This is a genomic window from Streptomyces sp. AMJ-169, from assembly GCF_055597585.1.
In genome coordinates, this window is the sequence record NZ_JBVLTJ010000001.1 from 1017418 (window position 1) to 1039552 (window position 22135).

Consider the following 22135-nt stretch of genomic DNA (forward strand, 5'->3'; position numbering starts at 1 on the left):
TCCGGGGCGCGTTCATACGGTCGAAGACCATCTGTGCGGGATCGGTCGCAAGTTCGGTGAGCGGACTCGGGTTGGTATGGCGCGGACAGCTTGGGAGGCGGGGCTGGAATTCGAGTGGGACGAAACCTCTGTGTAGGGCTGCGGATCTCGGGAACGCTGTCGTGCCCCGTCAGGGGGCCCGAGGTCTCGTCGCCCCTTGCGCGGCTGCAACGTGAGGTCTGATATCCGCCAGATCTGGTTGTCGTCTTGCGGCAGTCTCATGGAGGTGGTCGTGTTCCGGGCCCGGGCGATCCCGCTGATGTCAGCTCTTTTTGAAAGGTTTCTTCATGTCTTCCCGCTTGGACTCGAAGGTTTTTGTCGTCACCGGGGGCTCTTCCGGTATTGGGCTTGCTGTTGCGCGGCGGCTTGCGTCTGAAGGGGCTGCTGTTGTTATCGGGGCCCGGCGTAAGGATGTCGGTGAAGGGGCTGCCGAGAGTATTCGGGCTGCGGGTGGGCGGGCGATTTTTGTTCCCGCCGATGTTTCTGTCGAGGCTGATGCCGCCTCGCTGGTCGCTGCGGCGCTCTCTGAATTCGGTGGTCTGGACGGGGCGTTCAACAATGCCGGGTCCATCAATGCTTCCGGGGCGGTGTCCGATATCGATGGCGCCGACTGGAGTGCTGAGATCACGCAGAACGTCACCAGCGTTTTCAACTGTCTCAAGCATCAGATACCGGAGGTGCTCAAGACTCGTGGGGCGATCGTCAACAACGCCTCCAATATGGGGGTCGTCGCGCTGCCCGGTGTCGCTCCGTATGTTGCCGCCAAGCATGCGGTCGTGGGGCTGACCCGGGCCGTCGCGCTCGAAGTGGCCGAGCAGGGGGTGCGGGTCAACGCCATCACCACCGGGGGTGTCGATACGCCGTTGGCCCGTGGGTCGATGCTGACCAGTGACGAGGCTGTCGCGCAGATCTCGGCCATGCATCCGGTGAACCGCATCGCGCGGCCCGAGGAGATCGCCCCGTTCGTGGCGTTTCTGTTGAGCGACGAGGCCTCGTTCATCACGGGCGCGGCCCTCGCGATCGACGGTGGATTCACCGCTCGCTGATCAGGCGTCAGGTTTCTTGGTGAGCTTGTGTGATCAGCACCGGCGTATCGTGCTGCTCTCGTCGGCGGGTGGGGAACTTCCTTTGGTGGGCTGCTCGTTGCTTGGAGAGATGGGCTCCGGGGCGGTGTATCTCGTCGTGGGCCTAGGGGGCGGGTGTTCGAGAAGGAGGGGGCCGTGGCGGTCATACCTTTCGTCGCGCTCGGCATCTGGATCGGGTTCTCTCTTCTCGGGTTCTGGAAGTTCGAGGATCCCCGGCGGCAAGTGATCGTCTCGGGGAGCCTGGTGCTCTTCGCGGTGGCGGTCAGCGTTCTGCTGCGCAGTGCCTCCATCGGCGCGGGTCTCTTCGGTATCGGTGTCATCGCGGCGCTGGTCCGGATCCGCTGGGCGTGGCCGCAGTTGTCTGGTGGGCGGGTGCGGTGACGTCGGGTGTGTACGAACAAGGGCCCCGTCAAGTTGAGTTGACGGGGCCCTTGTCGTGTTCGGAGGTGTTCAGCCGCCCTGGCCCGCGCTGCCGATCGGGCCTACGGTGACGTCGGCGCCGCCGCCGTTCTCGGTGACGGGGAGGCTGGCCCTGCCGGGCCAGGCGAGGGTGACCGTCTTGGTCTCGTCGGGCGGGGTCACGAGGAGGCCGGTGATGCGGATGCCGGAGCCGCCGGTCTTGTTGAAGGGGTAGTTGATGCCGAAGGAGACCGACTGGCCGGGCTTGAGGGTGGCGGAGGCGGGTTCCTGGCCGGTGCGCTTGGCGGAGATCGTGCCCGCGTTGGTCTTGAGGTCCACGCCCGCGTAGCCGGAGACCGTGCAGGTGCTGGTGCCGCTGTTCTTGAGGGTCACGGCGACGCTGGCGGTGGGGTCGCCGTCGATGGTGGTGTCCAGGGCGGTGATGGTCAGGCCGTTGGTGCGGCACTTGGAGGTCTTGGTGCCTTGCTGGGAGCCGGTGCCGGTTTCGGGGGCCTTGCCGTTGGAGGTCTGTGCGGAGTTCTGGGTGCCGCCCTCGGGGGTGGCGTTCGAGCCGCCGGCCGTCGTCGAGCCAGTTGTCGTCGTGCCGTCCGTCGTCGAGCTCTCCGAGGCAGCGGATCCGGCGGGCGTCGACGACGTGGAGCTCTTGCTGTCACTGCCGCTCTGGCATGCCGTCAGGGAGAGGCTTGCGGCGAGGGCGAGGGCGGCGAAGGTGGCCTTGTGAACGCGCATCGGATTCCTCAGTCTCGGTATTGGTCGTTGCTGTCGGTGCTGCCTTTCAGGAGTGACCGGTTCGGGGCCGCGTTCCGGTCGGTCTGGCGCTAATACGTTGCTGTTACACGCGTAGCGAGGGTGTGACGGAGGATCAGGGGGGAACCCTTGGCGGTCTTGCCGGGTGTGGCTGGAGGGCCGGCCCGGGGTTTCGGGGCGGCCCTCCAGCTTGTGGGGGGAGAGGTGCGGTCTAGGGCCTGTCCGGCGGATCCTGCTGGGGTCGCGGGCCCTGGCACGCACATCTGCGGCGTTGTCGTCGGTCGCCGACGCTCCGCGTCGACTCCCTCCTCCGCCTTGCAGCTGCACGCACCAGACCCCGCTCGGGTAAGCCGGTCAGACACCGTTCGCTGTCGGCCAGCCTGATCCGCCGGACAGGCCCTAGTGGGGCATGTCGTCCAGGGCCGTGGAGAGCGTGGCTACGGACGGGGGTTCGGCCGCGTACAGGATCACCGTGGTGCCGCCGGGCAGGTCCGCCTCCGTGATCCTGCGGAAGCCCGCCGTTTCCAGGGCCTCCTGTGCCGGGGTGTCGTCCTCGGCGGGGGCGGCGACGATTCTGCGGCAGCGGGGCTCGGCGGTGAAGAGGGCTGGGGTCAGCGCGCGGAGCAGATCGGCGGCCGGTGCTGTGCTCGTACCGGTCGGCAGCGTGATCTCTACGGCCAGGTCGTGTGCGCCGAACGGGTAGCACAGGCATATCGGGTGGCGCGGTACGCGGTGGATCTCCAGCAGTACGTCCGGCCCGCCGTCCCGGATGGCTGTATAGACACGGGCGCCCCGTGCGGGGGCGCTGCCGCTGGGGGGTACGGCGCTGGAAGAGGGGGCATTGCCGGCGGACGCCTCCCCGGAGGAAGCGCCGCCGACGGGATCGTCGTTGCCGGAGTCGCCGGCAGGCCGCAGCGTCCACCCGTCGCCCAGGGACGGCACGGGCGGGAGCGAAGCGGTATCGAGGAGGAGGGCCATGGTTCGGGCTCCACGGGTGAGTGCGGCCCGGCCCCGTGCGGACACGGGGGTGGGGACGAGGGGTGGGGGTGGGTCTGGAGGGGGCCGAGGGACGGGGACCGGGAACTGGGGGCGAGGGGCGGCGGCGTCAGCGGCCCGCCGGCCTCGGCGAACCGAACGGCCGGACCATATCGGCGACTTCAGCGAAGCGATCGACCTCGGCGGACCGGACGACTGGCGCGCATCGCCGGCTTCAGCGAAGCAAGCCACCTCACCCCACCGAACGCTTCCAGCGAAGCAAGCGCGACTTCAGCGAACCGAACAGCCGACACTCACCGGCAAATTCAGCGAACCGAGCCACCTCAGCAGACCGAACAGCCAGTCCACATCCGCGACTTCAGCACACCGACCCGCTTCAGTACGTCATCGACTCAGCGAGCCGAACCGCCCCAGCACACCAAGCCCCCGCCAACCTCACCCAACCCCCACCCCCTGCCCATCCACCCACCTCCGCAGCTCCCCCTTCGCCAGCTTCCCGCTCCCATTGCGCGGCAGCTCCTCCGCGATCAGCACCCGAGTAGGCAGCTTGTAGCGGGCCAGATGCCGGCCGGTGAACTCCCGCACCTCCTCCAGCGTCAGCCGAGTCCCCGCCGCGCACGTCAGCACCGCCAGTACCGTCTCGCCCCACTTCGGGTCGGGGACGCCGAGCACCGCCGCCTCCAGGATCTCCGGATGCGCCGCCAGCACCCTCTCCACCTCGGCCGGATACACATTCTCCCCGCCCGAGATGATCATGTCCTTGAGGCGGTCGACGATGTAGTAGTGGCCGTCGGCGTCGCGGTGGGCGATGTCGCCGGTGTGGAACCAGCCGGCGTCGTCGAACGCGGAGCGCGTCGCGTCGGGGTTGTTCCAGTAGCCGGAGGTGACGTTGGGGCCGCGGACGCACATCTCGCCGCGGGCGTCGGTGTCGTGGACGCGGGCGCCGGTGCCGGGGTGGGTGAGGCAGACCTCGGTGTAGGGCATGGGGGCGCCGGCGGAACCGGTTTTTTCGCGGGTCAGGCCCGCAGGGAGGTACGTCGCGAAGGGCGCCGTCTCCGTGAGGCCCCACGCCTGCTGGAGGAGGACGCCCTGTTCGGCGTAGTCCTTGATCAGCTGGGGCGGGACGGGGGCGCCGGCGACGATCGCGGCGCGCAGACCGCTGAGGTCGGCGGCGGTGAAACCGGGGACGCGGGACAGGGCCGCGTACATCGCCGGCACCGCGAAGAAACTCGTCACCCGGTGCCGTACCAGGTCCTCCAGGCACTGCTCGGGGTGGTAGCCGCGGCGCAGGACGACCGTGCCGCCGCGCAGCAGGGTGCGCAGGGTCAGGGCGTTGAGGCCGCCGATGTGGAAGAGGGGGGCGTTGGCGAGGTTCACGTCGTCGGAGCGGGTGTCGACGACGCTGTCGACGTTGACCGCGTTCCACCAGATGTTGCCGTGGGTCAGCATCACGCCCTTGGGGCGGCCCGTCGTCCCCGAGGTGTACATGAGGATCGCGAGGTCGTCGTCGTACAGGGGGGTGCGGTTGCCCGCGGGGCGGCCGGAGCCGAGCAAGGTCGACAGCGGAGTCCACGTGTCCGGCGGGGTGTCGGTGGCGGGGCAGGACGGGTCCGTGTCGACCAGCAGCAGGTCCCGCACGGGGGTGGCCGCCAGGATCGGCTCGACGAGTTCGCGGTGGCCCTCCTCCACCACCAGCGTGTGGGCGCCGCTGTCGACGAGGATGTGCCGCACCTCCTCGGCCGCCAGCCGGAAGTTGACCGGTACGAAGACCGCCCCTAGGTGCGCCGCCGCCAGGAATGTCTCGAAGAAGGTCACGCTGTTGAGGCCGAGATAGGCGATCCGGTCGCCCCTGCGCAGCCCCCGTTCGGTCAGCCCGGTGGCCAACTCCGATGCGGTGGCGGCGAGTTCGGCGGCGGATATCTCCCGGCCCTCGTAGACGAGGGCGGCGGCGGTGGACGACCGGGCTCTGCGGTGCAGCGCCGTGGCGGGGCTGATGTCGACGGCGGCCATTGGCGTCGGCTCCTTCAAAGGGGCTCTCGTACGGGGAAGTTCAGGAGTGCGGTAATTTTCAACAACTTTTGGGGTGCGTCAACAGCGGCAACGGCAGTAGCTACAGCAGCAGCGTCAACAACCCGACGGCGTAAGGAAAATAAGGAAATCAACGACGCTTCGCTCAAAGCGCCGCTCCCCCCGCCGCCGTCCGGAACCCCCGCACCGCGATCCCCCCGTCCGCCGGAATCACCGCCCCCGTCACCGTCCCGCTGTTGACCCGCGAGGCCAGCAGGACGTACGGACCGGTGAAGTCCTCCGGCTCGACGCTGGAGTCGTACAGCGGGATCAGCGGTTCCGGCGCGAGGCCCGCCGCCTCGTTGCGGGCGAAGGACTCCGCCAGCGTGCGGTTCTCCAGGCCGAGGCTCGCGGGGCCGCGCAGCTGGGTGCGCATGCCGCCGACGGCGACGCCGTTGACGCGGACCTTCGGTGCCAGCTCGTACGCGAACTGCCGGACCAGGCCCAGGCAGGCGTGCTTGCTCGCGGTGTAGAGGGCGCCGCCGCCGTCGGTGTGGAAGGAGGCGTTGGAGAGGGTCATGACGATGTTGCCGCCGGAGGCGATCAGCTCGCGCCAGGCCGCCTCCACCGTCAGGACGTAGCCCTTGACGTTGACCGCGAACAACTCGTCGAAGGTGTCCGCGAGCTGCTTGCCGTCGAGGCGGGTCACGCTGCGGTGGTAGTCCCAGATCCCGGCGTTCGGGACGAGCACGTCGAGCCGGCCGAAGCGCTCCACGGTCGCCGCCACCGCGCGGTGCAGGTCGTCGGGTTCGCGTACGTCCCCGGAGATCGTCAGCATCCGCTCGCCGAGGTCGCCGGCCGCCTCGACGACGTCCTGGAGCTGCTCCGCGTTGCGGCCGAAGATCGCGACCCGCGCGCCCTCGTCGAGGAAGCGCAGGGCGACCGCGCGCCCGATGCCCGATCCGCCGCCGGTGATGAGCGCGACGTCGCCGTCCAGCCAGCTCATGAGTCAGCTCTCCTTGAGGAAGTCGGTGACCAGGCGCTCGAACTCGGCCTGCCGCTCCACCTGCACCCAGTGGCCGCAGCCGCCGAAGACGTGCAGCTGGACGTCGCGGATCTGCTTGAGCATCAGCTGCGCGCCGTCGAGGGTGATCGTGCGGTCGTCGCGGCCCCACAGCAGCAGTGTCGGCGCCTTGATCTTGTGCACGCGCTGCCAGAGCGGGTCCATGCCGTGCCGCTTGGCGAAGGACGCGTTGTAGCGGTGGTAGAAGGCGATGTGCGACTCGTCGAGGGACGCCTCGTAGCGGGCCTGCGCGGTGTCCGCCCAGCGCTTGGGTTCGGCCGTCATCACGCCGATGAAGTCCCGCATCTTCTTCAGCGTCGGCCCCTCCCCGTTGTAGTACCGGAACATGGCCTTCTGGCCCTCGGTCGGGGTCGGCCCGAACGGCAGCCAGCCGCCGCCCGGCGCCATCAGCACCAACTTCCGCACCCGGTCCGGGACTTCGAGGGCCGTCGCGATCGCCGCCGCGCCGCCGAGGCTGTTGCCCAGCAGGTCGAAGCGGTCCACCCCGAGCGCGTCCAGCGTCTGGAGCAGCGCGTCCACGGTGATCTCGGTGATCGAGCGGGCGTCCAGCTCCTCCTCGGTGGGCCGGTAACTCCCGCCGAAACCGGGCTGGTCGGGCAGGATCACCCGGAACCGGCGGGTCAGCTCCGGGAGGTTCTGGTGGTAGTTGGCGACCGCGCTCGCGCCGGGGCCGCCGCCGTGCAGCATCACCAGCGCGGGCCCCGCGCCGGCCTCGCTCACCGCGATCGTCCCGAGCGTGGTGCGCACGGTGTGCTCGACGAGCTTCACCTCGGTGGTTTCTTCAGTCACGAACGGGCTCCGGTTCACAGGAAGGTGCTGATGTTCTTGGCGAGCAGGACGTTCTGGTCGAGCAGGATCGTGCGGCGGGCGATCAGCAGCCGGCCGTCCCCGGCGCGCCGCAGCACGTCCGTACGGCCGCCCGCGTACAGGTCCACCTCGCGCTCCAGCCGGTTGCGGTAGCACAGGAAGTCGGAGGTCGCCGTGTAGGTGTCCGGCTCCTCGCCGGGTTCGACGAGGACGTTGGTGATCAGGTGCCGGGTGCGTGAGGGCGGGTCCTCGGCCCAGGCCATCCCCGAGTCGAAGCGGCGGATGCGCCAGGCCAGGCTCGCCTTCGTCTCGTCGAAGATGGCCACCTCGCCCGGTGCCCCGTCGGCGAGCGCCTGCTGCCGGCGCAGCCGGTTGGTGCGCACCGGCGCCCAGTAGTGCAGATCCTCGGCGAGCAGCTCCAGCCAGTCGGCGTACCGGTGCTGGTCGAGCAGCCGCGCCTCGACGGCGTACAGACGCTGCACCTCGAAGTGGAGCCGGAGTTCGGTGTCGGACACCGTCTCGATGCTCATCGTTGAGTCCTCCTGAGGGCCGCGCCGGGAGCTATTCCAGCGCGGCGGGGGGTGGTTCGGGGAGTGCGTGTGCCGGTGTGCGGCACGTCGGGGTGTGGACAAGGGGTGGAGAAAGTTCTCCGGCGTACGGGGCCCGTGGCGCCGGGAACTGCGGTGCCACGCAGGGCGATCCGGAGATCCTCACCGTTTCAGCAGCCCCCGCAGATCCGCCCCCTCGTCCGCGAGCGTCCCCGCGTCGACGGCCACCCCCCGGTCCACGATCCGCCGGGCCGCCTTCACGTCCTTCGGCCGGTCGACGGCCGCCGCCGCCACCAGCCGCTCCCCGAGCAGCCCGAACACCGTGAACGCCCCGCTCTCGACGCTCCCGCGCACCACCGTCCGCTCGGCGTCCGCCATGCTCCCCACGGCTTCGAGCCGCGAGCCGTGCCGGTCGGACCAGAACCACGAGGCGCCGGCAGAAGGCGCCGGCAGCCCGAGGAGGCCGTACGCGGCGGCCTGCCCGCTGTGCTGGGCGGCCTCCCAGTGCTCGTGCCGGCGCGGGCCCCGGCGGGCCACGTCGCCGATGGCGTGGACGTGCGGATGCGAGGTGCGCTGTCCGGCGCCGACGACGACCCCGTCGTCCACCCGCAGCCCCGCCGCCTCGGCGAGCCCGGTCGCCGGGCGGATGCCGATGCCGGCCACCACCACATCGGCGACGACCGTCCCGGCGCCCCCGGTCAGGTGCAGCGAGAGTCCGTCCCAGCGCTCGACGCGCTCCACGCCCGCCGTGATGACCTCGATGCCCTCGGCGGTGTGCCGGCCGTGCAGCACCCCGGCGAGGAGTTCCCCGACGGCCGGCGCCAGCGGCACCGCGACCGGGTCGATCAGCGTGACCTCGCAGCCCAGCGCCCGCGCGACGGCGGCCGTCTCGGCGCCGATCAGCCCGGCCCCGACCACCGCGACCCGGGTCCCCGGCAGCAGCCGCGCCCGCAGCCGCTCGGCGTCCTCCCAGGTGCGCAGGGTGTGCACGTCCGGGTCGTCGCCGCCGGGCACGGGCAGCGCGCGGGGGGTGCCGCCGGTGGCGAGGACGACGGTGGCGGCGCCGGCCAGGGTCCCGTCGGCGAGTTCCACGGCGGCCTCGGCCGGGCGGATCGCCCGCACCGGGGTGCCCGCGCGCAGGGTGACGCGCTGCTCCTCGTACCACGGCTCGGGGCGCAGCAGGACGTCCGTGCGGGCGGCCTTGCCGAGCAGCACGTCCTTGCTCAACGGGGGCCGGTCGTAAGGGAGTCCGGGTTCGGCGGAGTAGAGGGTCAGCTCGCCGTCGTAGCCCTGGGCGCGCAGGGTGTCGCAGAAGGAGACGGCGGCGAGGCCCGCGCCGATCACCGCGACGGGGCCGGTCATTCGGCGTTCCCGGGGTGCAGCCAGATGCCGCCGTCGCGGACCTCGACGCGGTGGGTGCGCTGGGCGAGGGTGGCCGGCATGCACTGGGGTTCACCGGTGCGCAGGCAGAAGCGGGCGCTGTGCAGGGGGCACTCCACCTCGCCGTTCTCGATCCAGCCGTCGGCGAGGGAGGCCGCGCCGTGGGTGCAGGTGTCGTCGAGGGCGTAGTAGGCGCCGTCGTCGTGGAAGACGGCGATCGCGTCGGTGTGGCCGGCCGTCTCGGCGGGGACCTGGAGCGCCTCGCCCTCCTCGATGTCGCCCACCTCGGCGACCCGGATACCGGTGCTGGTCGTGCTCATCAGGATTCCTTCTCGTGCCAGGCGGGCGTGTTCATCAGGTCGCGCCAGCGGGCGTAGAAGCCGCGCGCCGCGCCGTCGCTGTAGAGGCGTCCGGTGGTGCCGGGGTGGACGCCGTCCTCGGTCTCGAGTCCGATGCCCATCTGGTAGTTGAGGGTCATCCCGCCGGACACGAAGCCGTGCGCGGTGGCCTGCACCTCGCTCCAGTTCTCGCCGTCGTCCTGCTCGAAGATCCCGGAGGGTCCGAACGTGCGCAGGTTGTACAGCCGTTGGGCGTTCTTCACCTCGTCGGGCATCGACCGGTCGACGATCGTCCAGGCCCAGACCTCCATCTTGTCGGGGCCCTTGGGGTGCCAGACGCGGATGGAGCCGTTGACGGGGAGGTAGGAGAAGTTCGGGAAGACCGTGCCGTGCCCGGTCGTCATCGGGCCCTCGACGCGGGGGTCGCCGAGGCGTTCGCGCAGCGCCTCGTAGTCGTACCAGTCGTGCACGAGCCGGTCGTCGAAGCGGCTCTTGGGGTGGGTCGGGAAGCCGTGGCCGTGGCCGAGCGGGTCGCTGTACTGGCGGCCCGGGGTCTGCACGATCTCCGTCTTGGGGCCCTTGCCGGTGGGGGACATGACCATCAGCGCGGAGGCGTGCGAGATGTTGACGTGGTACCAGTCGGAGGCGAACTGCTCGGCGGCGAGCTTCCAGTTGCCCTCCAGGACCCACTTGTGGACCCCGCCGACGACCTCGGTGCCCGCCGGGTCGCGGTCCAGCATCGCGTCCAGGTACCAGGTCAGCCCGCCGAGCGCCGTGGGCAGCGGCGGCGCCTCGGGGTTCCAGGTCGCGAAGACCAGACCGTGGTACGTGTCGAGCTGCGCGACCTCGATCAGGCCCCACTTGTCCTGCTCGAAGTGGCCGGGGTAGTCCTCCCCGTTGGGGACGTTGATCAGCTTGCCGGCGGTGTCGTAGGACCAGCCGTGGTAGCTGCACGTGAACGCCTTGGTGGCGCCCGCGTCGGCGCGGCAGACCCGCATGCCGCGGTGCCGGCAGGCGTTGAGGAAGGCCCGCAGCTTTCTGTCCTTGCCCAGGGTGACGATGACCGGGTCCTCGCCCATGTACGTGGTGAAGAAGTCGCCGGGCTTGCTGAACTGGCTCTCGTGCGCGAGGAACAGCCAGCTCGGCGCGTAGACGCGGCGCAGCTCCTGCCGGTAGAGGGCGGGGTCGCTGAAGATCGTCCGGTCGACGAGCCCGTGGTCGAGGTCGAAGCGGTCACTGACGTCGACGGCGGGCTCGGGGATCCGGGCGAGGCGGTCCGTCACGGCCTGCTCCCCTCGGACCCGGTGGTGTCGTGTTGCTGCATGGGCCCAGCACACGGCACCTGCCGGGAACCGGCCAGCGACTGTTCCGGGATGCGGCACGACGGCCGGATCCTGGGTATTCGTCCCGGACTGCCCGGGAGCGGGGCGGCCGGTTCCGGATCGGCCGGAAATCGCGGTCGCGGATCTGGGGGGCGCCCCGTATTGCGTTTGTCTTGCCTCTTTTGGTAGCGCGCGAGGGACCTCCGAGGCCTCGTGTACCCGTCGGTAGGGTGGGGTGACCCGTCAGATCCGGCCAGTTGGCTTTGCCTGAACGATGACCAGACGTTTACAAGGACCGGCCAGTCTCCTATGTTGGACGTGCGTCCATTTAAATGGTCGTCAGGTAGCCGTCTTCCCCCGGAGCCCCCCATGCCTGTTGCCGCTTCGCTCGCCCCGCCCGCCGACCCGCCCGCCGGGCCGAGCGCCGCGCCCGACCAGCAGACCGCGGTCGACAAGGCACTCGTCCTGCTCAAATCGCTGGCCGAGGAGGACCGCGACATCGGCGTCAGCGAACTCGCCCGCCGCGCCCGGCTCACCAAGTCGACCGCGTTCCGCCTCCTCGGCATCCTCCAGCGCCAGGAACTCGTCGAGCGCGTCGGCAGCAACTACCGTCTGGGTACCCAGCTCTTCGACATCGGCAACCGTGTATACGGCCCGACTCCGCTGCTGCTCCAGGAACGGCTCCTGCCCTACCTCGCCGACCTGTACGAACTCACCCACGAGACCGTGCACCTGGCCGTCCTGCGCGGCACCGAGATCGTCTACGTCAACAAGATCCACGGCCACCGCGCCGCCCGCTCCCCCTCCCGGATCGGCGCCCGCCAGCCCGCGTACTGCACCGGAGTCGGCAAGGCCCTCCTCGCCTTCGACCACGACGCGAGCGAGGAGGCGGTCGCGACCGGGCTGCCCGCGCGCACCGAGTACACCCTCACCGACCCCGCCCGCTTCCGCGCCGACCTGCGCCGCGTCCGCCAGGAAGGCATCGCCTACGACCGCCAGGAAGCCGTCCTCGGCCTGTCCTGCGTCGCCGTGCCGATCCTCGGCCCGGCCGGGCAGCCGGTCGCCGCGCTCTCCGTCGCCGTCGCCGACCACCGCTTCGATCCCGCCCGCTTCGCCCCCGCGCTGCGCCGCGTCGCCTGCGCCGCCGCCCGCGTCGTCGCCGCCCCCCGCCCCCGCCCCACCGCGGGACAGGGCGACCTCCCGGCGGCCTGAGAACCTCCCCCCACGGGTCCGACCGGGGGCGTACGGCCGACAGTTCAGTGCCGTACGCCCCCATGCGTACGCGCGACCGCCGACGCCCCCGTGCCCGGCTGCACCCGCGGCACACTCACCACGACGTGCACCACGCTCTCCTCGCCGTCCAGCGACTCGTACACATGCGGCCGGTCCCCCGGGTAGCGCACGAAGTCGCCCGCCGCCAGCTCCACCGGGCTGTCCGCCGGGCCCACCCGCACCCGGCCGCTGATCACGTACAGATGCTCCAGCGTGCCCACCGGATGCGGATCCGAACGGCCGTCGGGGCGGTGGAAGCGGACCAGGTAGTTCTCGATGACACCCGAGCCGTACACATGGTCCAGCGTGCGCGCCTCGTACCCGTCGCACTGCTCCCACGCCACGTCACCGCCGCGCTGCACGGTCATCACCTGCTCCCGCTCGGCGACCAGCCGGGTCACCGGCACCCCGAGCGCGGCGGCGATGGAGAACAGCGTGTCCACCGTCGGATTGCCCGTACCCTGCTCCAGCTTCGACAGCGTCTGTTTCGCGAGCCCCGCCTGCCGGGCCAGCTCGGCAAGGGACAGTCCGCGCTGCTCCCTGAGCAGTCGGATGTTGCGCGCCACCACGCCATTTCCTGAGGACACAGGCACCACTCTATGCACGAGCGGGGGCCCGGGAAGCCCGGACCCGTCCTGTGTGCTGCCCAGCGGAACACGCGCTGGGCGCCGGGCCCGCCGCGGGCCAACGTGACTACGTGCTTGCTGCAACCGCCATCTCCCAGAGCGCCGCCGACCCGCTGTCGGGCCTGGTGCTGCGCGACGTCCCCGAGCCCGTGCCCGCCACCGGCTGGTCCAAGGTCCGCGTCGTCGCCTCCTCGCTCAACATGCACGACCTCTGGACGCTCAGAGGCGTCGGCCATCCACCCGACCGGCTGCCGATCGTCCTGGGCTGCGACGCGGCCGGCTACGACGAGCACGGCAACGAGGTCATCGTCCACCCCGTCCTCGGCGACCCCGACGCGGGCCGCGGCGACGAGACGCTGGACCCGGACCGGGCGCTGCTGTCCGAGCGGCACGACGGGGCCTTCGCCGAGTACCTCACCGTCCCGACCCGCAACCTCGTGCCCAAACCGGCATGGCTCTCCTTCGACGAGGCCGCCTGCCTGCCCGTCGCCTGGACCACCGCCTACCGCATGCTCTTCACCCAGGCCCGCATCACCGCCGGGGACCGCGTGCTGGTGCAGGGCGCAGGCGGCGGCGTCGCCTCCGCCGCGATCCGCCTCGCCGTCGCCGCCGGCGCCGTCGTCTACGCCACCAGCCGCAGCGAGGCCAAGCGCGCCGAAGCGCTCGGCTGGGGCGCGCGGGCCGCCGTCGCGAGCGGTGAGCGGCTCCCCGAACGCGTCGACGTCGTCATCGAGACCGTCGGCGAGGCCACCTGGTCGCACTCCCTCAAGGCGCTGCGCCCCGGCGGGACGGTCGTCATCGCGGGCGCCACCAGCGGCACCAACCCGCCGGCCGACCTCGGCCGCGTCTTCTACCTCCAGCAGCGCATCATCGGCTCCACCGGCTGCACCCGCGCCGAACTCGTCGCCATGCTGCGGATGATGGAGGCCACCGGCACCCGCCCCGTCATCGACCGGGCCCTGCCGCTGTCGGACATCCACAAGGGATTCCAGCTCATGATCGACGGCGGCCTCACCGGAAAGCTCGTCATCAACCCGCCGGCCCCCGGCAGTGAAGGACCCTCGTCATGACCGCAGCCGCCGTGGGGCTGTCCCACTCACCGCTCATCGGCAAGAACGACCCCGCGCCGGACGTCCTCGCCCGCGTCGCGCGGGCCGTCTCCAACGCCCGTGACTTCATCAGGGAGTTCGACCCCGAGCTGGTCGTGCTGTACGCGCCCGACCACTACAACGGCTTCTTCTACAAGGAGATGCCGCCGTTCTGCCTCGCCACCGAGGCCCACGCGGTCGGCGACTTCGGCACCGCGGCGGGACCCCTCTCCGTCGACACCGCCGCCGCCAGACACATCGCCCAGGGCGTCCTCGACCGGGGCGTCGACCTCACCGTCTCCGCCCGCATGACCGTCGACCACGGTTTCGCCCAGCCCCTCGAAGTCCTCTTCGGCGGCATCGACCGCGTCCCCGTCGTCCCCGTCTTCGTCAACGGCGTGGCGACCCCGCTCGGCCCGGTCAGCCGCATCCGCGCGCTGGGCACGGCAGTTGGAGAAGCAGTGGCGAGTCTCGACAAGCGCGTGCTGTACCTGGCCTCCGGCGGACTCTCCCACGACCCCCCGGTCCCCGTCCTCGACGGCGCCCCGCCCCGCGTCGCCGACGCCCTCATCGAGGGCCGCCCCCCGACGCCCGAGCAGCGCGCCAAGGGCGAGGAGCGGGTGGTCCAGGCGGGCCGCGACTATGCCGCCGGCGCCTCGAGGATGACCCCCATCAACCCCGAGTGGGACAACCGCCTCCTCGACCACCTGGAGAAGGGCGAGCTGTCCGCGTTCGACGCGTGGACCGTCCAGGGCATGGCGCAGGAGGGCGGCGGCTCGGCCCACGAGGTCCGCGCGTGGATCGCGTCCTTCGCGTCCCTGGCGGCGACCGGGGAGTACGAGGTCACGTCCCGGTTCTACGAGGCGATCCCGGCGTGGATCGCAGGGTTCGCGGTCGCCACGGCGGAAGGGAAGTGAGCGGCGAAATGACTTCTGAAGCAGGGCAGTCGGCCGGAGTGACAGGTGAAGCGGCATCCGGGGCAGGCCAGTTGGCGGCACCGGAGCTGATCCAGCAGGCCGCCGACCGCATCGCCCGCGCCTACGACGAGCTGGCCGCCGTACCCCCCGTCCGCGACCTCCTCGGCCGCGACGACGTCGACTCCGCCTACGCCGTCCAGCGCGAGCTGACCCGGCGCAGGCTGGAGCAGGGAGCCGTGGTCGTCGGCCGCAAGATCGGGCTCACCTCGCCGGCCGTGCAGAAGCAACTCGGCGTGGACCAGCCCGACTTCGGGGTCCTCTTCGCCGACCTGGACGTCTCGGCGCTGGCCGAGATCCCCTCCGGGCGGCTCATCCAGCCCAAGGCGGAGGCCGAGATCGCGTTCGTCCTGAAGGCGGACCTCACCGACCCGGACCCCGCGAGCGTGCGCGCCGCCGTCGACTACGCCGTCGCCGCCCTGGAGATCGTCGACAGCCGCATCGCCGACTGGGACATCTCCTTCGCCGACACGGTCGCCGACAACGGCTCCAGCGGACTGTACGTGCTGGCCGGACACCGGCTCACGCTCGACGAGTTCGAGCCCAGGGACGTCGAGATGCGGATGTACGCCGACGACGTCCTCGTCTCCGAGGGCAACGGCGCCGCCTGCCTCGGCGACCCGCTCAACGCGCTCGCCTGGCTGGCCCGTACGGCCGCGAAGTACGGGGAGCCGCTGCGGGCCGGGCAGGTCGTCCTGTCGGGGGCGCTCGGTCCGATGGTCCCGGCGCCGCCCGGGACGCGGATCCGCGCCGAGATCGGTCCGCTGGGCGAGGTGCGCGCCGCGTTCTCCGAGAAGGGGCAGTCATGAGCAAGACCAAGGTCGCCATCATCGGGTCGGGGAACATCGGCACCGACCTGATGATCAAGATCCTGCGGCTTTCGGAGACGCTGGAGGTCGGGGCGCTGGTCGGGATCGACCCGGAGTCCGACGGCCTCGCGCGGGCCGAGCGGCTCAAGGTGCCCACCACGCACGAGGGCGTGGACGGGCTGATCGCGCTGCCGGGGTTCGCGGACATCGAGATCGTCTTCGACGCGACGTCGGCGAAGGCGCATGTGGCGAACGCGGAGCGGCTGGCTCCGTACGGCAAGAAGCTCATCGACCTGACGCCGGCCGCGATCGGGCCGTTCGTCGTCCCGCCCGTCAACCTCGACGAGCACCTGGCCGCCGGCAACGTCAACATGGTCACCTGCGGCGGCCAGGCCACCATCCCGATGGTCGCCGCGATCTCCGCCGTCACCCCGGTCCACTACGGCGAGATCGTCGCCTCCATCGCCTCCAAGTCGGCCGGGCCCGGCACGCGGGCGAACATCGACGAGTTCACCGAGACGACCTCGCACGCGATCGAGACCGTCGGTGGCGCCGCGCGCGGCAAGGCCGTCATCGTCCTCAACCCGGCCGAACCGCCCATGATCATGCGGGACACGGTGTTCTGCCTGACCGGGGACGTCGACGAGGACGCCGTGCGCGCCTCGGTGAAGGAGATGGCCGAGCGGGTCGCGCAGTACGTGCCGGGCTACCGCCTCAAGCAGGAGGTCCAGTTCACGCCGGTCCCCGCCGGCGAGCCGGTGCACACCCTCGTCCCCGAGGGCGCCGGGCCGGTGACGACGAAGGTGTCGGTGTTCCTCGAGGTCGAGGGCGCCGCCCACTACCTGCCCGCCTACGCGGGCAACCTCGACATCATGACGTCGGCCGCCCTGCGGGTCGCCGAGACGATCGCGAAGGCCCGCCGATGAGCCCTGACCTGTACATCCAGGACGTCACCCTGCGCGACGGCATGCACGCCATCCGGCACCGCATCGACCCCGCCGACGTCGCCCGCATCGCCGCCGCCCTCGACGCGGCCGGCGTCGACGCCATCGAGGTCGCCCACGGCGACGGCCTCGCCGGCGGCTCCCTCAACTACGGCCCCGGCAGCCACACCGACTGGGAGTGGATCGAGGCCGCCGCCGACGCGATCACCGACGCGGTCCTCACGACGCTGCTCCTCCCCGGCATCGGCACCATCGCCGAACTGGAGCGCGCCTACGCCCTGGGCGTCCGCTCGGTCCGCGTGGCGACCCACTGCACCGAGGCGGACATCGCCGCCCAGCACATCGCCAAGGCCCGCGAACTCGGCATGGACGTCTCCGGGTTCCTCATGATGAGCCACATGGCCCCGGCCGAGAAGCTCGCCGGACAGGCGAAGCTGATGGAGTCCTACGGCGCGCAGTGCGTGTACGTCACCGACTCCGGCGGCCGGCTCACCCTGGACGGCGTCCGCGACCGGGTCCGCGCCTACCGCGAGGTCCTGGACCCCGGTACCCAGATCGGCATCCACGCGCACGAGAACCTCTCCCTGTCGGTGGCCAACAGCATCGTCGCCGTGGAGGAGGGCGTGACCCGCGTCGACGCCTCCCTGGCCGGACAGGGCGCGGGCGCCGGCAACTGCCCCATCGAGGCGTTCGTGGCGGTGGCCAACTTGCAGGGCTGGAAGCACGGTTGCGACCTGTTCGCGCTCCAGGACGCGGCCGACGACCTCGTCCGCCCGCTGCGCGACCGCCCGGTCCAGGTCGACCGCGAGACCCTGACCCTCGGCTACGCCGGCGCCTACTCCTCCTTCCTGCGGCACGCCGAACTCGCCGCCGAGCGGTACGGGGTCGACGCCCGGACGCTGCTGCTGGAGGTCGGGCGGCGGGGGCTGGCCGGCGGGCAGGAGGACATGATCGTCGACATCGCGCTCGACCTGGCGGGCTGAGCGAAGCCGCCGCGGCGGGATTTTTCGGCTGACTGTTCGTCAGCACCCGTTTTTTCAACGGCCTGTTCCACCCCAAGTGACGGGACGACACATGGACGAGATCATCGGCGCTCTCCTCTCCGAGGACGTCACCGCGCAGGACGTGGCGGGGCTGCGTCTGCCGGACCACTACCGGGGCAACGTGGTGCGCAGAGAAGACACCGCGATGTTCGAGGGGATCGCCTCGAAGGACAAGGACCCCCGCAAATCACTCCAGTCGCAGGACGTCCCGACCCCCGAGCCGGGCCCGGGGGAGGCCCTGGTCGCGGTGATGGCGAGCGCCATCAACTACAACACGGTCTGGTCCTCGATCTTCGAACCCCTGCCGACCTTCGGCTTCCTGGAGCGCTACGGCCGCACCGGCGCCCAGGCGAAGCGGCACGACCTGCCTTACCACGTGCTCGGCTCCGACCTCGCCGGCGTCGTCCTGCGCACCGGCCCCGGCGTCAACCGCTGGCAGGCCGGCGACCGGGTCGTCGCCCACTGCCTCTCCGTCGAGCTGGAGAGCCCAGACGGCCATGGCGACACGATGCTCGACCCCGAGCAGCGGATCTGGGGCTTCGAGACCAACTTCGGCGGGCTCGCGCAGATCGCGCTGGTCAAGTCGAACCAGCTCATGCCCAAGCCCGAGCACTTGACGTGGGAGGAGGCCGCCTCCCCGGGCCTGGTCAACTCCACCGCCTACCGCCAGCTCGTCTCGCGCAACGGCGCCGGGATGAAGCAGGGCGACAACGTCCTCATCTGGGGCGCGAGCGGCGGACTCGGCTCGTACGCCACGCAGTTGGCGCTGGCCGGGGGAGCGAACCCGGTGTGCGTGGTGTCGTCCCCGCAGAAGGCGGAGATCTGCCGGCGGATGGGCGCCGAGGCGGTCATCGACCGCTGCGCCGAGGGGTACCGCTTCTGGAAGGACGAGCGCACCCAGGACCCGCGCGAGTGGAAGCGGTTCGGCAAGCGCATCCGGGAGCTGACCGGCGGCGAGGACGTCGACATCGTCTTCGAGCACCCGGGGCGTGAGACGTTCGGGGCGTCGGTGTACGTCACCCGCAAGGGCGGCACGATCGTCAGCTGCGCCTCGACCTCCGGTTATCTGCACGAGTTCGACAACCGGTACCTGTGGATGTCCCTCAAGCGGATCGTCGGCACCCACTTCGCCAACTACCGCGAGGCGTGGGAGGCCAACCGGCTGGTCTGCAAGGGGAAGATCCACCCGACGCTGTCCAAGGTCTACCCGCTGGAGCAGGCCGGGCAGGCCGCGTACGAGGTGCACGCCAACCTCCACCAGGGCAAGGTCGGCATCCTCTGCCTGGCGCCCGAGGAAGGGCTCGGCGTGCGCGACCCCGAGCTGCGGGCCAAGCACATCGGCGCCATCAACCGTTTCCGCGAGGTGAGTTGATTGCTCGGCATCGTAGGGCTCGGCACGGTCGGGGAGGCGTTCCTGCGGCTCGCCCGGGACGCGGGGCACGCGGTCGTGGGCGTGGACACGGACCCCGGGGTGCTCGCCCGGGTGGGGGCGCGCTTCGGTGAAGGGGCCGTGCTCAGCGGGGAGTTGACGGCGCTCGCGGAGGCGACGGTCGTCGTCGAGGCCGTCCCGGACGACCTGGCCGTCAAGACGGACGTCCTGCGCGCCGTCGCGGCGGTCACGGACGCCCCGGTCCTCACCACGACCTCCGCGCTCTCCCTCCCGCACCTCGCCATCGCCTCCGGCCGCCCCGAACTCCTCGCGGGCCTGCGCTTCTTGATCCCGCCGGGCCCCGGCGGCCGGGTGGAGCCCGCCCCAACCGCCTTGACCTCAGCGGCCGTCACGGCGGTCATGGACAAGCTGATCGACGAACTCGGCCTGACCCGCGTCGAGATCGGCGCGGGCCCGGCCCAGGACGCGACCGCGCTCGTCCTGGCCTACCTCAACCGGGCGGTGTCCTTCCTCGACTCCGGCGAGGCCACCCGCGACGGCATCGACACCGCGATGCGCCTGGGCTGCGGCCTCCCCGAAGGCCCGCTCCAACTCCTCGACACCATCGGCCTGGACACGGCCCACGCGACCCTGACGAGACTGCGCGCCGAGACAGGCGACGACTCCTACACCCCGGCCCCCCTCCTGACCCGCCTCCTGGCCGAGGGCCATCTGGGCCGCAAGACGGGTGAGGGGTTCTACGCGTACGAGGGCCAGGGCGCGACGCCTGAAGCGGGCTCCCCGGACGACGCGCGCCCGCTGCGCACCGTCGCCGTCATCGGCTCCGGCGTCATGGCCCGGGGCATCGCGGAGACCACGGCCAGGGCAGGTCACCCCACGGTCCTGATCGCGCGCTCAATGGACAAGGCGCAGGCGGCACTTGAGGCGATCGCCGGTTCCCTGACCCGCGCGGTCCGGCGCGGGAAGGCGACGCCGGAGCAGAAGGACGCGGCGCTCGCGCTGCTCACCCCGGCCGCCGCACTCGAAGAGGCCGCCGGCTGCGACCTGTTCGTGGAGGCGGTCGCCGAAGACCCGGACGTCAAGCGGGAGTTGTTCGCCCGGCTCGGTAAGGTCGCCAAGGCGGACGCCGTGCTCGCGACGACCACGTCCAGCCTCTCCGTGACCGACTGCGCCGAGGCGAGCGGACGGCCCGGCGACGTCGTGGGGCTGCACTTCTTCAATCCGGCGCCGGTGCTGCGGCTCGTCGAGCTGGTGCGTACGGACGTGGTGTCCGAGGCCGCGTTCGGCGCGGCGCGGGCCTTCGCCGCCGGGCTCGGCAAGACGACGGTGACCTGTCCCGACCGGGCCGGGTTCATCGTCAACCGGCTGCTGTTCCCTTATCTGGGCGCGGCGGTGGGCCTGCTGGAGCGGCCCGGCACGGATCTCGCCGCCGTCGACCGGGCCGTGCAGAACGGGTACGGCTATCCGATGGGGCCGTTCGCGCTGCTCGACACGATCGGGCTGGATGTGTCGCTGGCCATTCAGCACCGGCTGTACCGGCAGCTGGGGGATCAGGAGCAGCGGCCGGCGCCCCTGCTGGCCGGGCTGGTGGCCAGCGGGGCGCTGGGGCGGAAGAACCGGAGGGGGTTCAGGGCGGGGGAGGCGGGGTGAGGGAGGGGGCTGGAGCGGCGGGCGCTGGAGCGGCGAGCGCCTTCTTCAAGTGGCCGCTGCCCAGGCCGAGTTGGAGACGCCAGCCGCCGCCCAGGCTCACTTGGTGACGACCAGCACCTGAATCGCCGTATGCTCCAACACCCCCTCCACCCCGTTCTCCACCCCGATCCCGGACGACTTCAGCCCCCCGAAGGGCACGTCCGGGGTCGGGATCGCGTCGGTGTTGACCCAGACCGTGCCGGCCTCGATCCGCGCGGCCACCGCCTCCGCCGCCGCGAGGTCACGGCCCCAGACGGTCCCGGCGAGCCCGTAGTCGGTGTCGTTGGCGCGCCGCACGACCTCGTCGACGTCCCGCCACCGCAGCAGCGGCACCACCGGGCCGAAGGGCTCGCCGACGACGACCGCCGAGTCGTCGGCCGGGTCGTCCACGACCGTCGGATGCACGAAGTAGCCCGGCCCGTCCGGGACTTCGCCGCGCACGAGGAGTTTCGCGCCGGAGCGCACGGTCTCCTCGATCAGCGCGACGACCTTCTCGTACTGCGCCCGGTTCTGGACCGGCCCCAGCTGCACGCCTTCTGACGTTCCCTCACCTACCTTGACGGTCCTGGCGAGTTCGGCGAACCGCGTGGCGAAGGCGTCGTACACGTCCTCGTGGACGTAGATCCGCTTGGCGGAGATGCACAGCTGGCCGCTGTTGGCGAAGGCGGCCCAGAAGACGCGCGGGGCGACCTCGTCGACGTCGACGTCCGGGAGCACGACCGCCGCGTCGTTGCCGCCCAACTCCAGGGTGACGCGGGCGAGATGGGCGGCGGCGGAGGTCATGACGGCGCGGCCGGTCGCGGTGGAGCCGACGAAGCCGACCTTGCGGATCCCGGGGTGCGCGGTGAGCCTCGGCCCGAGGCTGTCGCCGCCGCTGATCACGTTGAACACCCCGGCCGGGACCACGTGTCGGAGCAGTTCGCCGATGCGCAGGGTGGTCAGCGGGGTGTAGGGGGAGGGCTTCACGACGACCGTGTTGCCGGCCAGCAGCGCCGGGGCGATCTTCTTGGCGGCGATGACGACCGGGTAGTTCCACGGCACGATCGCGGCGACGACCCCGAGGGGGACACGGAGCTTGCGGACACGGCGAGTCGGAGTCTCGGTGACCTCCTCGACCGGGTACTCCAGCGCCGCGTGCGCGTCGAACCAGTCGGCGAACGCGCCGATCTCGATCCGCGCGTCGGCGAGCGGCTTGCCCTGTTCGGCGGTGAGCAGTGCGGCCAGTTCCTCCAGGTGTGCGCGGACGGTCGCCGCGATCGCGGAGAGCACCGGCCGGCGTTCGTCGACGGTCGTGAACCCCCAGCTGGAGAAGGCCTGTTGGGCCGCCTCGACCGCGTCGTCCAACTGGTCGTCGGTCGCGTCGGGGGCGTGTCCCGCAGCGGTCTCGGTGGCGGGGTTGAGAACGGTCAGCGGTTCGCCTTCGGCGTCGGCCAGCCGGCCGCCGATGAGCATGCGGTAGGTCATGTCGGGTCACTTCCCTCGAGAAAGACGGCAGGGCCTCCGCTCGGTCGAGCGAAGGCCCTTGAC

General features: G+C 71.3%; 21 protein-coding genes. 10 read left to right on the plus strand and 11 right to left on the minus strand.

Annotated elements, in window-relative coordinates:
• Positions 1–326: 326 nt before the first annotated feature.
• Together ACYUD3_RS04205 and ACYUD3_RS04210 are read left to right on the plus strand one after the other, a co-directional pair.
• Entirely contained in the window at positions 327–1085 is a 759-nt protein-coding gene (locus ACYUD3_RS04205; protein ID WP_470963623.1) for an SDR family NAD(P)-dependent oxidoreductase, read from the plus strand.
• A gap of 174 nt (positions 1086–1259) precedes the next feature.
• Entirely contained in the window at positions 1260–1505 is a 246-nt protein-coding gene (locus ACYUD3_RS04210; protein WP_470963626.1) for a hypothetical protein, read from the plus strand.
• 69 nt (positions 1506–1574) lie between these two features.
• Here the strand turns inward: ACYUD3_RS04210 and ACYUD3_RS04215 are convergent, their stop codons facing one another.
• The 9 genes from ACYUD3_RS04215 to ACYUD3_RS04255 all read right to left on the minus strand — a co-directional run bounded on the left by ACYUD3_RS04215 (position 1575) and on the right by ACYUD3_RS04255 (position 10734).
• Positions 1575–2273: a DUF4232 domain-containing protein gene (locus ACYUD3_RS04215; protein WP_470963628.1), complete on the minus strand. Its 699-nt coding sequence runs from the start codon at positions 2271–2273 to the stop codon at positions 1575–1577.
• A gap of 417 nt (positions 2274–2690) precedes the next feature.
• Positions 2691–3269, minus strand: coding sequence for a GNAT family N-acetyltransferase (locus ACYUD3_RS04220; RefSeq protein ID WP_470963631.1), 579 nt, complete (start codon positions 3267–3269; stop codon positions 2691–2693).
• 453 nt (positions 3270–3722) lie between these two features.
• Positions 3723–5297 carry an acyl-CoA synthetase gene (locus ACYUD3_RS04225; protein WP_470963634.1) on the minus strand — a complete coding sequence of 525 codons (1575 nt, stop codon included), beginning with the start codon at positions 5295–5297 and terminating at the stop codon, positions 3723–3725.
• Positions 5298–5460: 163 nt separating this feature from the next.
• Positions 5461–6300, minus strand: a complete 840-nt coding sequence (locus tag ACYUD3_RS04230) for an SDR family NAD(P)-dependent oxidoreductase (protein ID WP_470963637.1) — start codon at positions 6298–6300, stop codon at positions 5461–5463.
• 3 nt (positions 6301–6303) lie between these two features.
• Positions 6304–7167 (minus strand): alpha/beta fold hydrolase, encoded by an 864-nt coding sequence (locus tag ACYUD3_RS04235; protein WP_470963640.1) that lies wholly within the window; start codon positions 7165–7167, stop codon positions 6304–6306.
• Positions 7168–7181: 14 nt separating this feature from the next.
• Entirely contained in the window at positions 7182–7715 is a 534-nt protein-coding gene (locus ACYUD3_RS04240; protein ID WP_470963643.1) for a 3-phenylpropionate/cinnamic acid dioxygenase subunit beta, read from the minus strand.
• Positions 7716–7895: 180 nt separating this feature from the next.
• Complete coding sequence (locus ACYUD3_RS04245) at positions 7896–9095, minus strand: NAD(P)/FAD-dependent oxidoreductase (RefSeq protein ID WP_470963646.1); 1200 nt, start codon at positions 9093–9095, stop codon at positions 7896–7898.
• The gene (locus tag ACYUD3_RS04250) at positions 9092–9433 is read right to left on the minus strand and encodes a bifunctional 3-phenylpropionate/cinnamic acid dioxygenase ferredoxin subunit (protein WP_470963649.1); all 342 of its coding nucleotides are present in this window, start codon (positions 9431–9433) and stop codon (positions 9092–9094) included. The genes ACYUD3_RS04245 and ACYUD3_RS04250 overlap by 4 nt, the downstream gene beginning before the upstream one ends.
• Positions 9433–10734, minus strand: a complete 1302-nt coding sequence (locus tag ACYUD3_RS04255; RefSeq protein ID WP_470963652.1) for an aromatic ring-hydroxylating dioxygenase subunit alpha — start codon at positions 10732–10734, stop codon at positions 9433–9435. Before ACYUD3_RS04255 ends, ACYUD3_RS04250 begins: the two co-directional genes overlap by 1 nt.
• Positions 10735–11142: 408 nt before the next feature.
• Between ACYUD3_RS04255 and ACYUD3_RS04260 the strand changes: the two genes are divergently transcribed.
• On the plus strand, positions 11143–11985 hold the full coding sequence (locus ACYUD3_RS04260) for an IclR family transcriptional regulator (RefSeq protein WP_470963655.1): 843 nt from the start codon (positions 11143–11145) through the stop codon (positions 11983–11985).
• A 44-nt stretch (positions 11986–12029) separates the two neighbouring features.
• On the opposite strand, the gene ACYUD3_RS04265 is transcribed toward ACYUD3_RS04260, so the two are convergent.
• Positions 12030–12632 (minus strand): helix-turn-helix domain-containing protein, encoded by a 603-nt coding sequence (locus ACYUD3_RS04265; RefSeq protein WP_470963658.1) that lies wholly within the window; start codon positions 12630–12632, stop codon positions 12030–12032.
• A 110-nt stretch (positions 12633–12742) separates the two neighbouring features.
• On the opposite strand from ACYUD3_RS04265, the gene ACYUD3_RS04270 reads away from it, so the two are divergent.
• From ACYUD3_RS04270 to ACYUD3_RS04300, 7 genes are all read left to right on the plus strand, one after another.
• Positions 12743–13741, plus strand: a complete 999-nt coding sequence (locus ACYUD3_RS04270) for a zinc-binding dehydrogenase (protein WP_470963661.1) — start codon at positions 12743–12745, stop codon at positions 13739–13741.
• On the plus strand, positions 13738–14676 hold the full coding sequence (locus tag ACYUD3_RS04275) for a 3-carboxyethylcatechol 2,3-dioxygenase (protein WP_470963664.1): 939 nt from the start codon (positions 13738–13740) through the stop codon (positions 14674–14676). Before ACYUD3_RS04270 ends, ACYUD3_RS04275 begins: the two co-directional genes overlap by 4 nt.
• An 8-nt stretch (positions 14677–14684) precedes the next feature.
• Positions 14685–15542, plus strand: a complete 858-nt coding sequence (locus tag ACYUD3_RS04280) for a 2-keto-4-pentenoate hydratase (protein ID WP_470963667.1) — start codon at positions 14685–14687, stop codon at positions 15540–15542.
• Positions 15539–16468 (plus strand): acetaldehyde dehydrogenase (acetylating), encoded by a 930-nt coding sequence (locus tag ACYUD3_RS04285; RefSeq protein WP_470963670.1) that lies wholly within the window; start codon positions 15539–15541, stop codon positions 16466–16468. Before ACYUD3_RS04280 ends, ACYUD3_RS04285 begins: the two co-directional genes overlap by 4 nt.
• Entirely contained in the window at positions 16465–17469 is a 1005-nt protein-coding gene (gene dmpG, locus ACYUD3_RS04290) for a 4-hydroxy-2-oxovalerate aldolase (protein WP_470963673.1), read from the plus strand. Before ACYUD3_RS04285 ends, dmpG begins: the two co-directional genes overlap by 4 nt.
• Positions 17470–17560: 91 nt before the next feature.
• Complete coding sequence (ccrA, locus tag ACYUD3_RS04295) at positions 17561–18901, plus strand: crotonyl-CoA carboxylase/reductase (RefSeq protein ID WP_470963676.1); 1341 nt, start codon at positions 17561–17563, stop codon at positions 18899–18901.
• On the plus strand, positions 18902–20569 hold the full coding sequence (locus tag ACYUD3_RS04300) for a 3-hydroxyacyl-CoA dehydrogenase family protein (RefSeq protein ID WP_470963679.1): 1668 nt from the start codon (positions 18902–18904) through the stop codon (positions 20567–20569).
• 96 nt (positions 20570–20665) lie between these two features.
• On the opposite strand, the gene ACYUD3_RS04305 is transcribed toward ACYUD3_RS04300, so the two are convergent.
• On the minus strand, positions 20666–22072 hold the full coding sequence (locus ACYUD3_RS04305) for an aldehyde dehydrogenase family protein (protein ID WP_470963682.1): 1407 nt from the start codon (positions 22070–22072) through the stop codon (positions 20666–20668).
• Positions 22073–22135 lie beyond the last annotated feature (63 nt).

Coding starts and splice junctions, on each gene's coding strand:
- ACYUD3_RS04205 (WP_470963623.1), top strand. CDS start 327: ATGTCTTCCCGCTTGGACTCGAAGGTTTTTGTCGTCACCGGGGGCTCT.
- ACYUD3_RS04215 (WP_470963628.1), bottom strand. CDS start 2,273: ATGCGCGTTCACAAGGCCACCTTCGCCGCCCTCGCCCTCGCCGCAAGC.
- ACYUD3_RS04220 (WP_470963631.1), bottom strand. CDS start 3,269: ATGGCCCTCCTCCTCGATACCGCTTCGCTCCCGCCCGTGCCGTCCCTG.
- ACYUD3_RS04225 (WP_470963634.1), bottom strand. CDS start 5,297: ATGGCCGCCGTCGACATCAGCCCCGCCACGGCGCTGCACCGCAGAGCC.
- ACYUD3_RS04230 (WP_470963637.1), bottom strand. CDS start 6,300: ATGAGCTGGCTGGACGGCGACGTCGCGCTCATCACCGGCGGCGGATCG.
- ACYUD3_RS04240 (WP_470963643.1), bottom strand. CDS start 7,715: ATGAGCATCGAGACGGTGTCCGACACCGAACTCCGGCTCCACTTCGAG.
- ACYUD3_RS04245 (WP_470963646.1), bottom strand. CDS start 9,095: ATGACCGGCCCCGTCGCGGTGATCGGCGCGGGCCTCGCCGCCGTCTCC.
- ACYUD3_RS04250 (WP_470963649.1), bottom strand. CDS start 9,433: ATGAGCACGACCAGCACCGGTATCCGGGTCGCCGAGGTGGGCGACATC.
- ACYUD3_RS04260 (WP_470963655.1), top strand. CDS start 11,143: ATGCCTGTTGCCGCTTCGCTCGCCCCGCCCGCCGACCCGCCCGCCGGG.
- ACYUD3_RS04275 (WP_470963664.1), top strand. CDS start 13,738: ATGACCGCAGCCGCCGTGGGGCTGTCCCACTCACCGCTCATCGGCAAG.
- ACYUD3_RS04280 (WP_470963667.1), top strand. CDS start 14,685: ATGACTTCTGAAGCAGGGCAGTCGGCCGGAGTGACAGGTGAAGCGGCA.
- ACYUD3_RS04285 (WP_470963670.1), top strand. CDS start 15,539: ATGAGCAAGACCAAGGTCGCCATCATCGGGTCGGGGAACATCGGCACC.
- dmpG (WP_470963673.1), top strand. CDS start 16,465: ATGAGCCCTGACCTGTACATCCAGGACGTCACCCTGCGCGACGGCATG.
- ccrA (WP_470963676.1), top strand. CDS start 17,561: ATGGACGAGATCATCGGCGCTCTCCTCTCCGAGGACGTCACCGCGCAG.
- ACYUD3_RS04305 (WP_470963682.1), bottom strand. CDS start 22,072: ATGACCTACCGCATGCTCATCGGCGGCCGGCTGGCCGACGCCGAAGGC.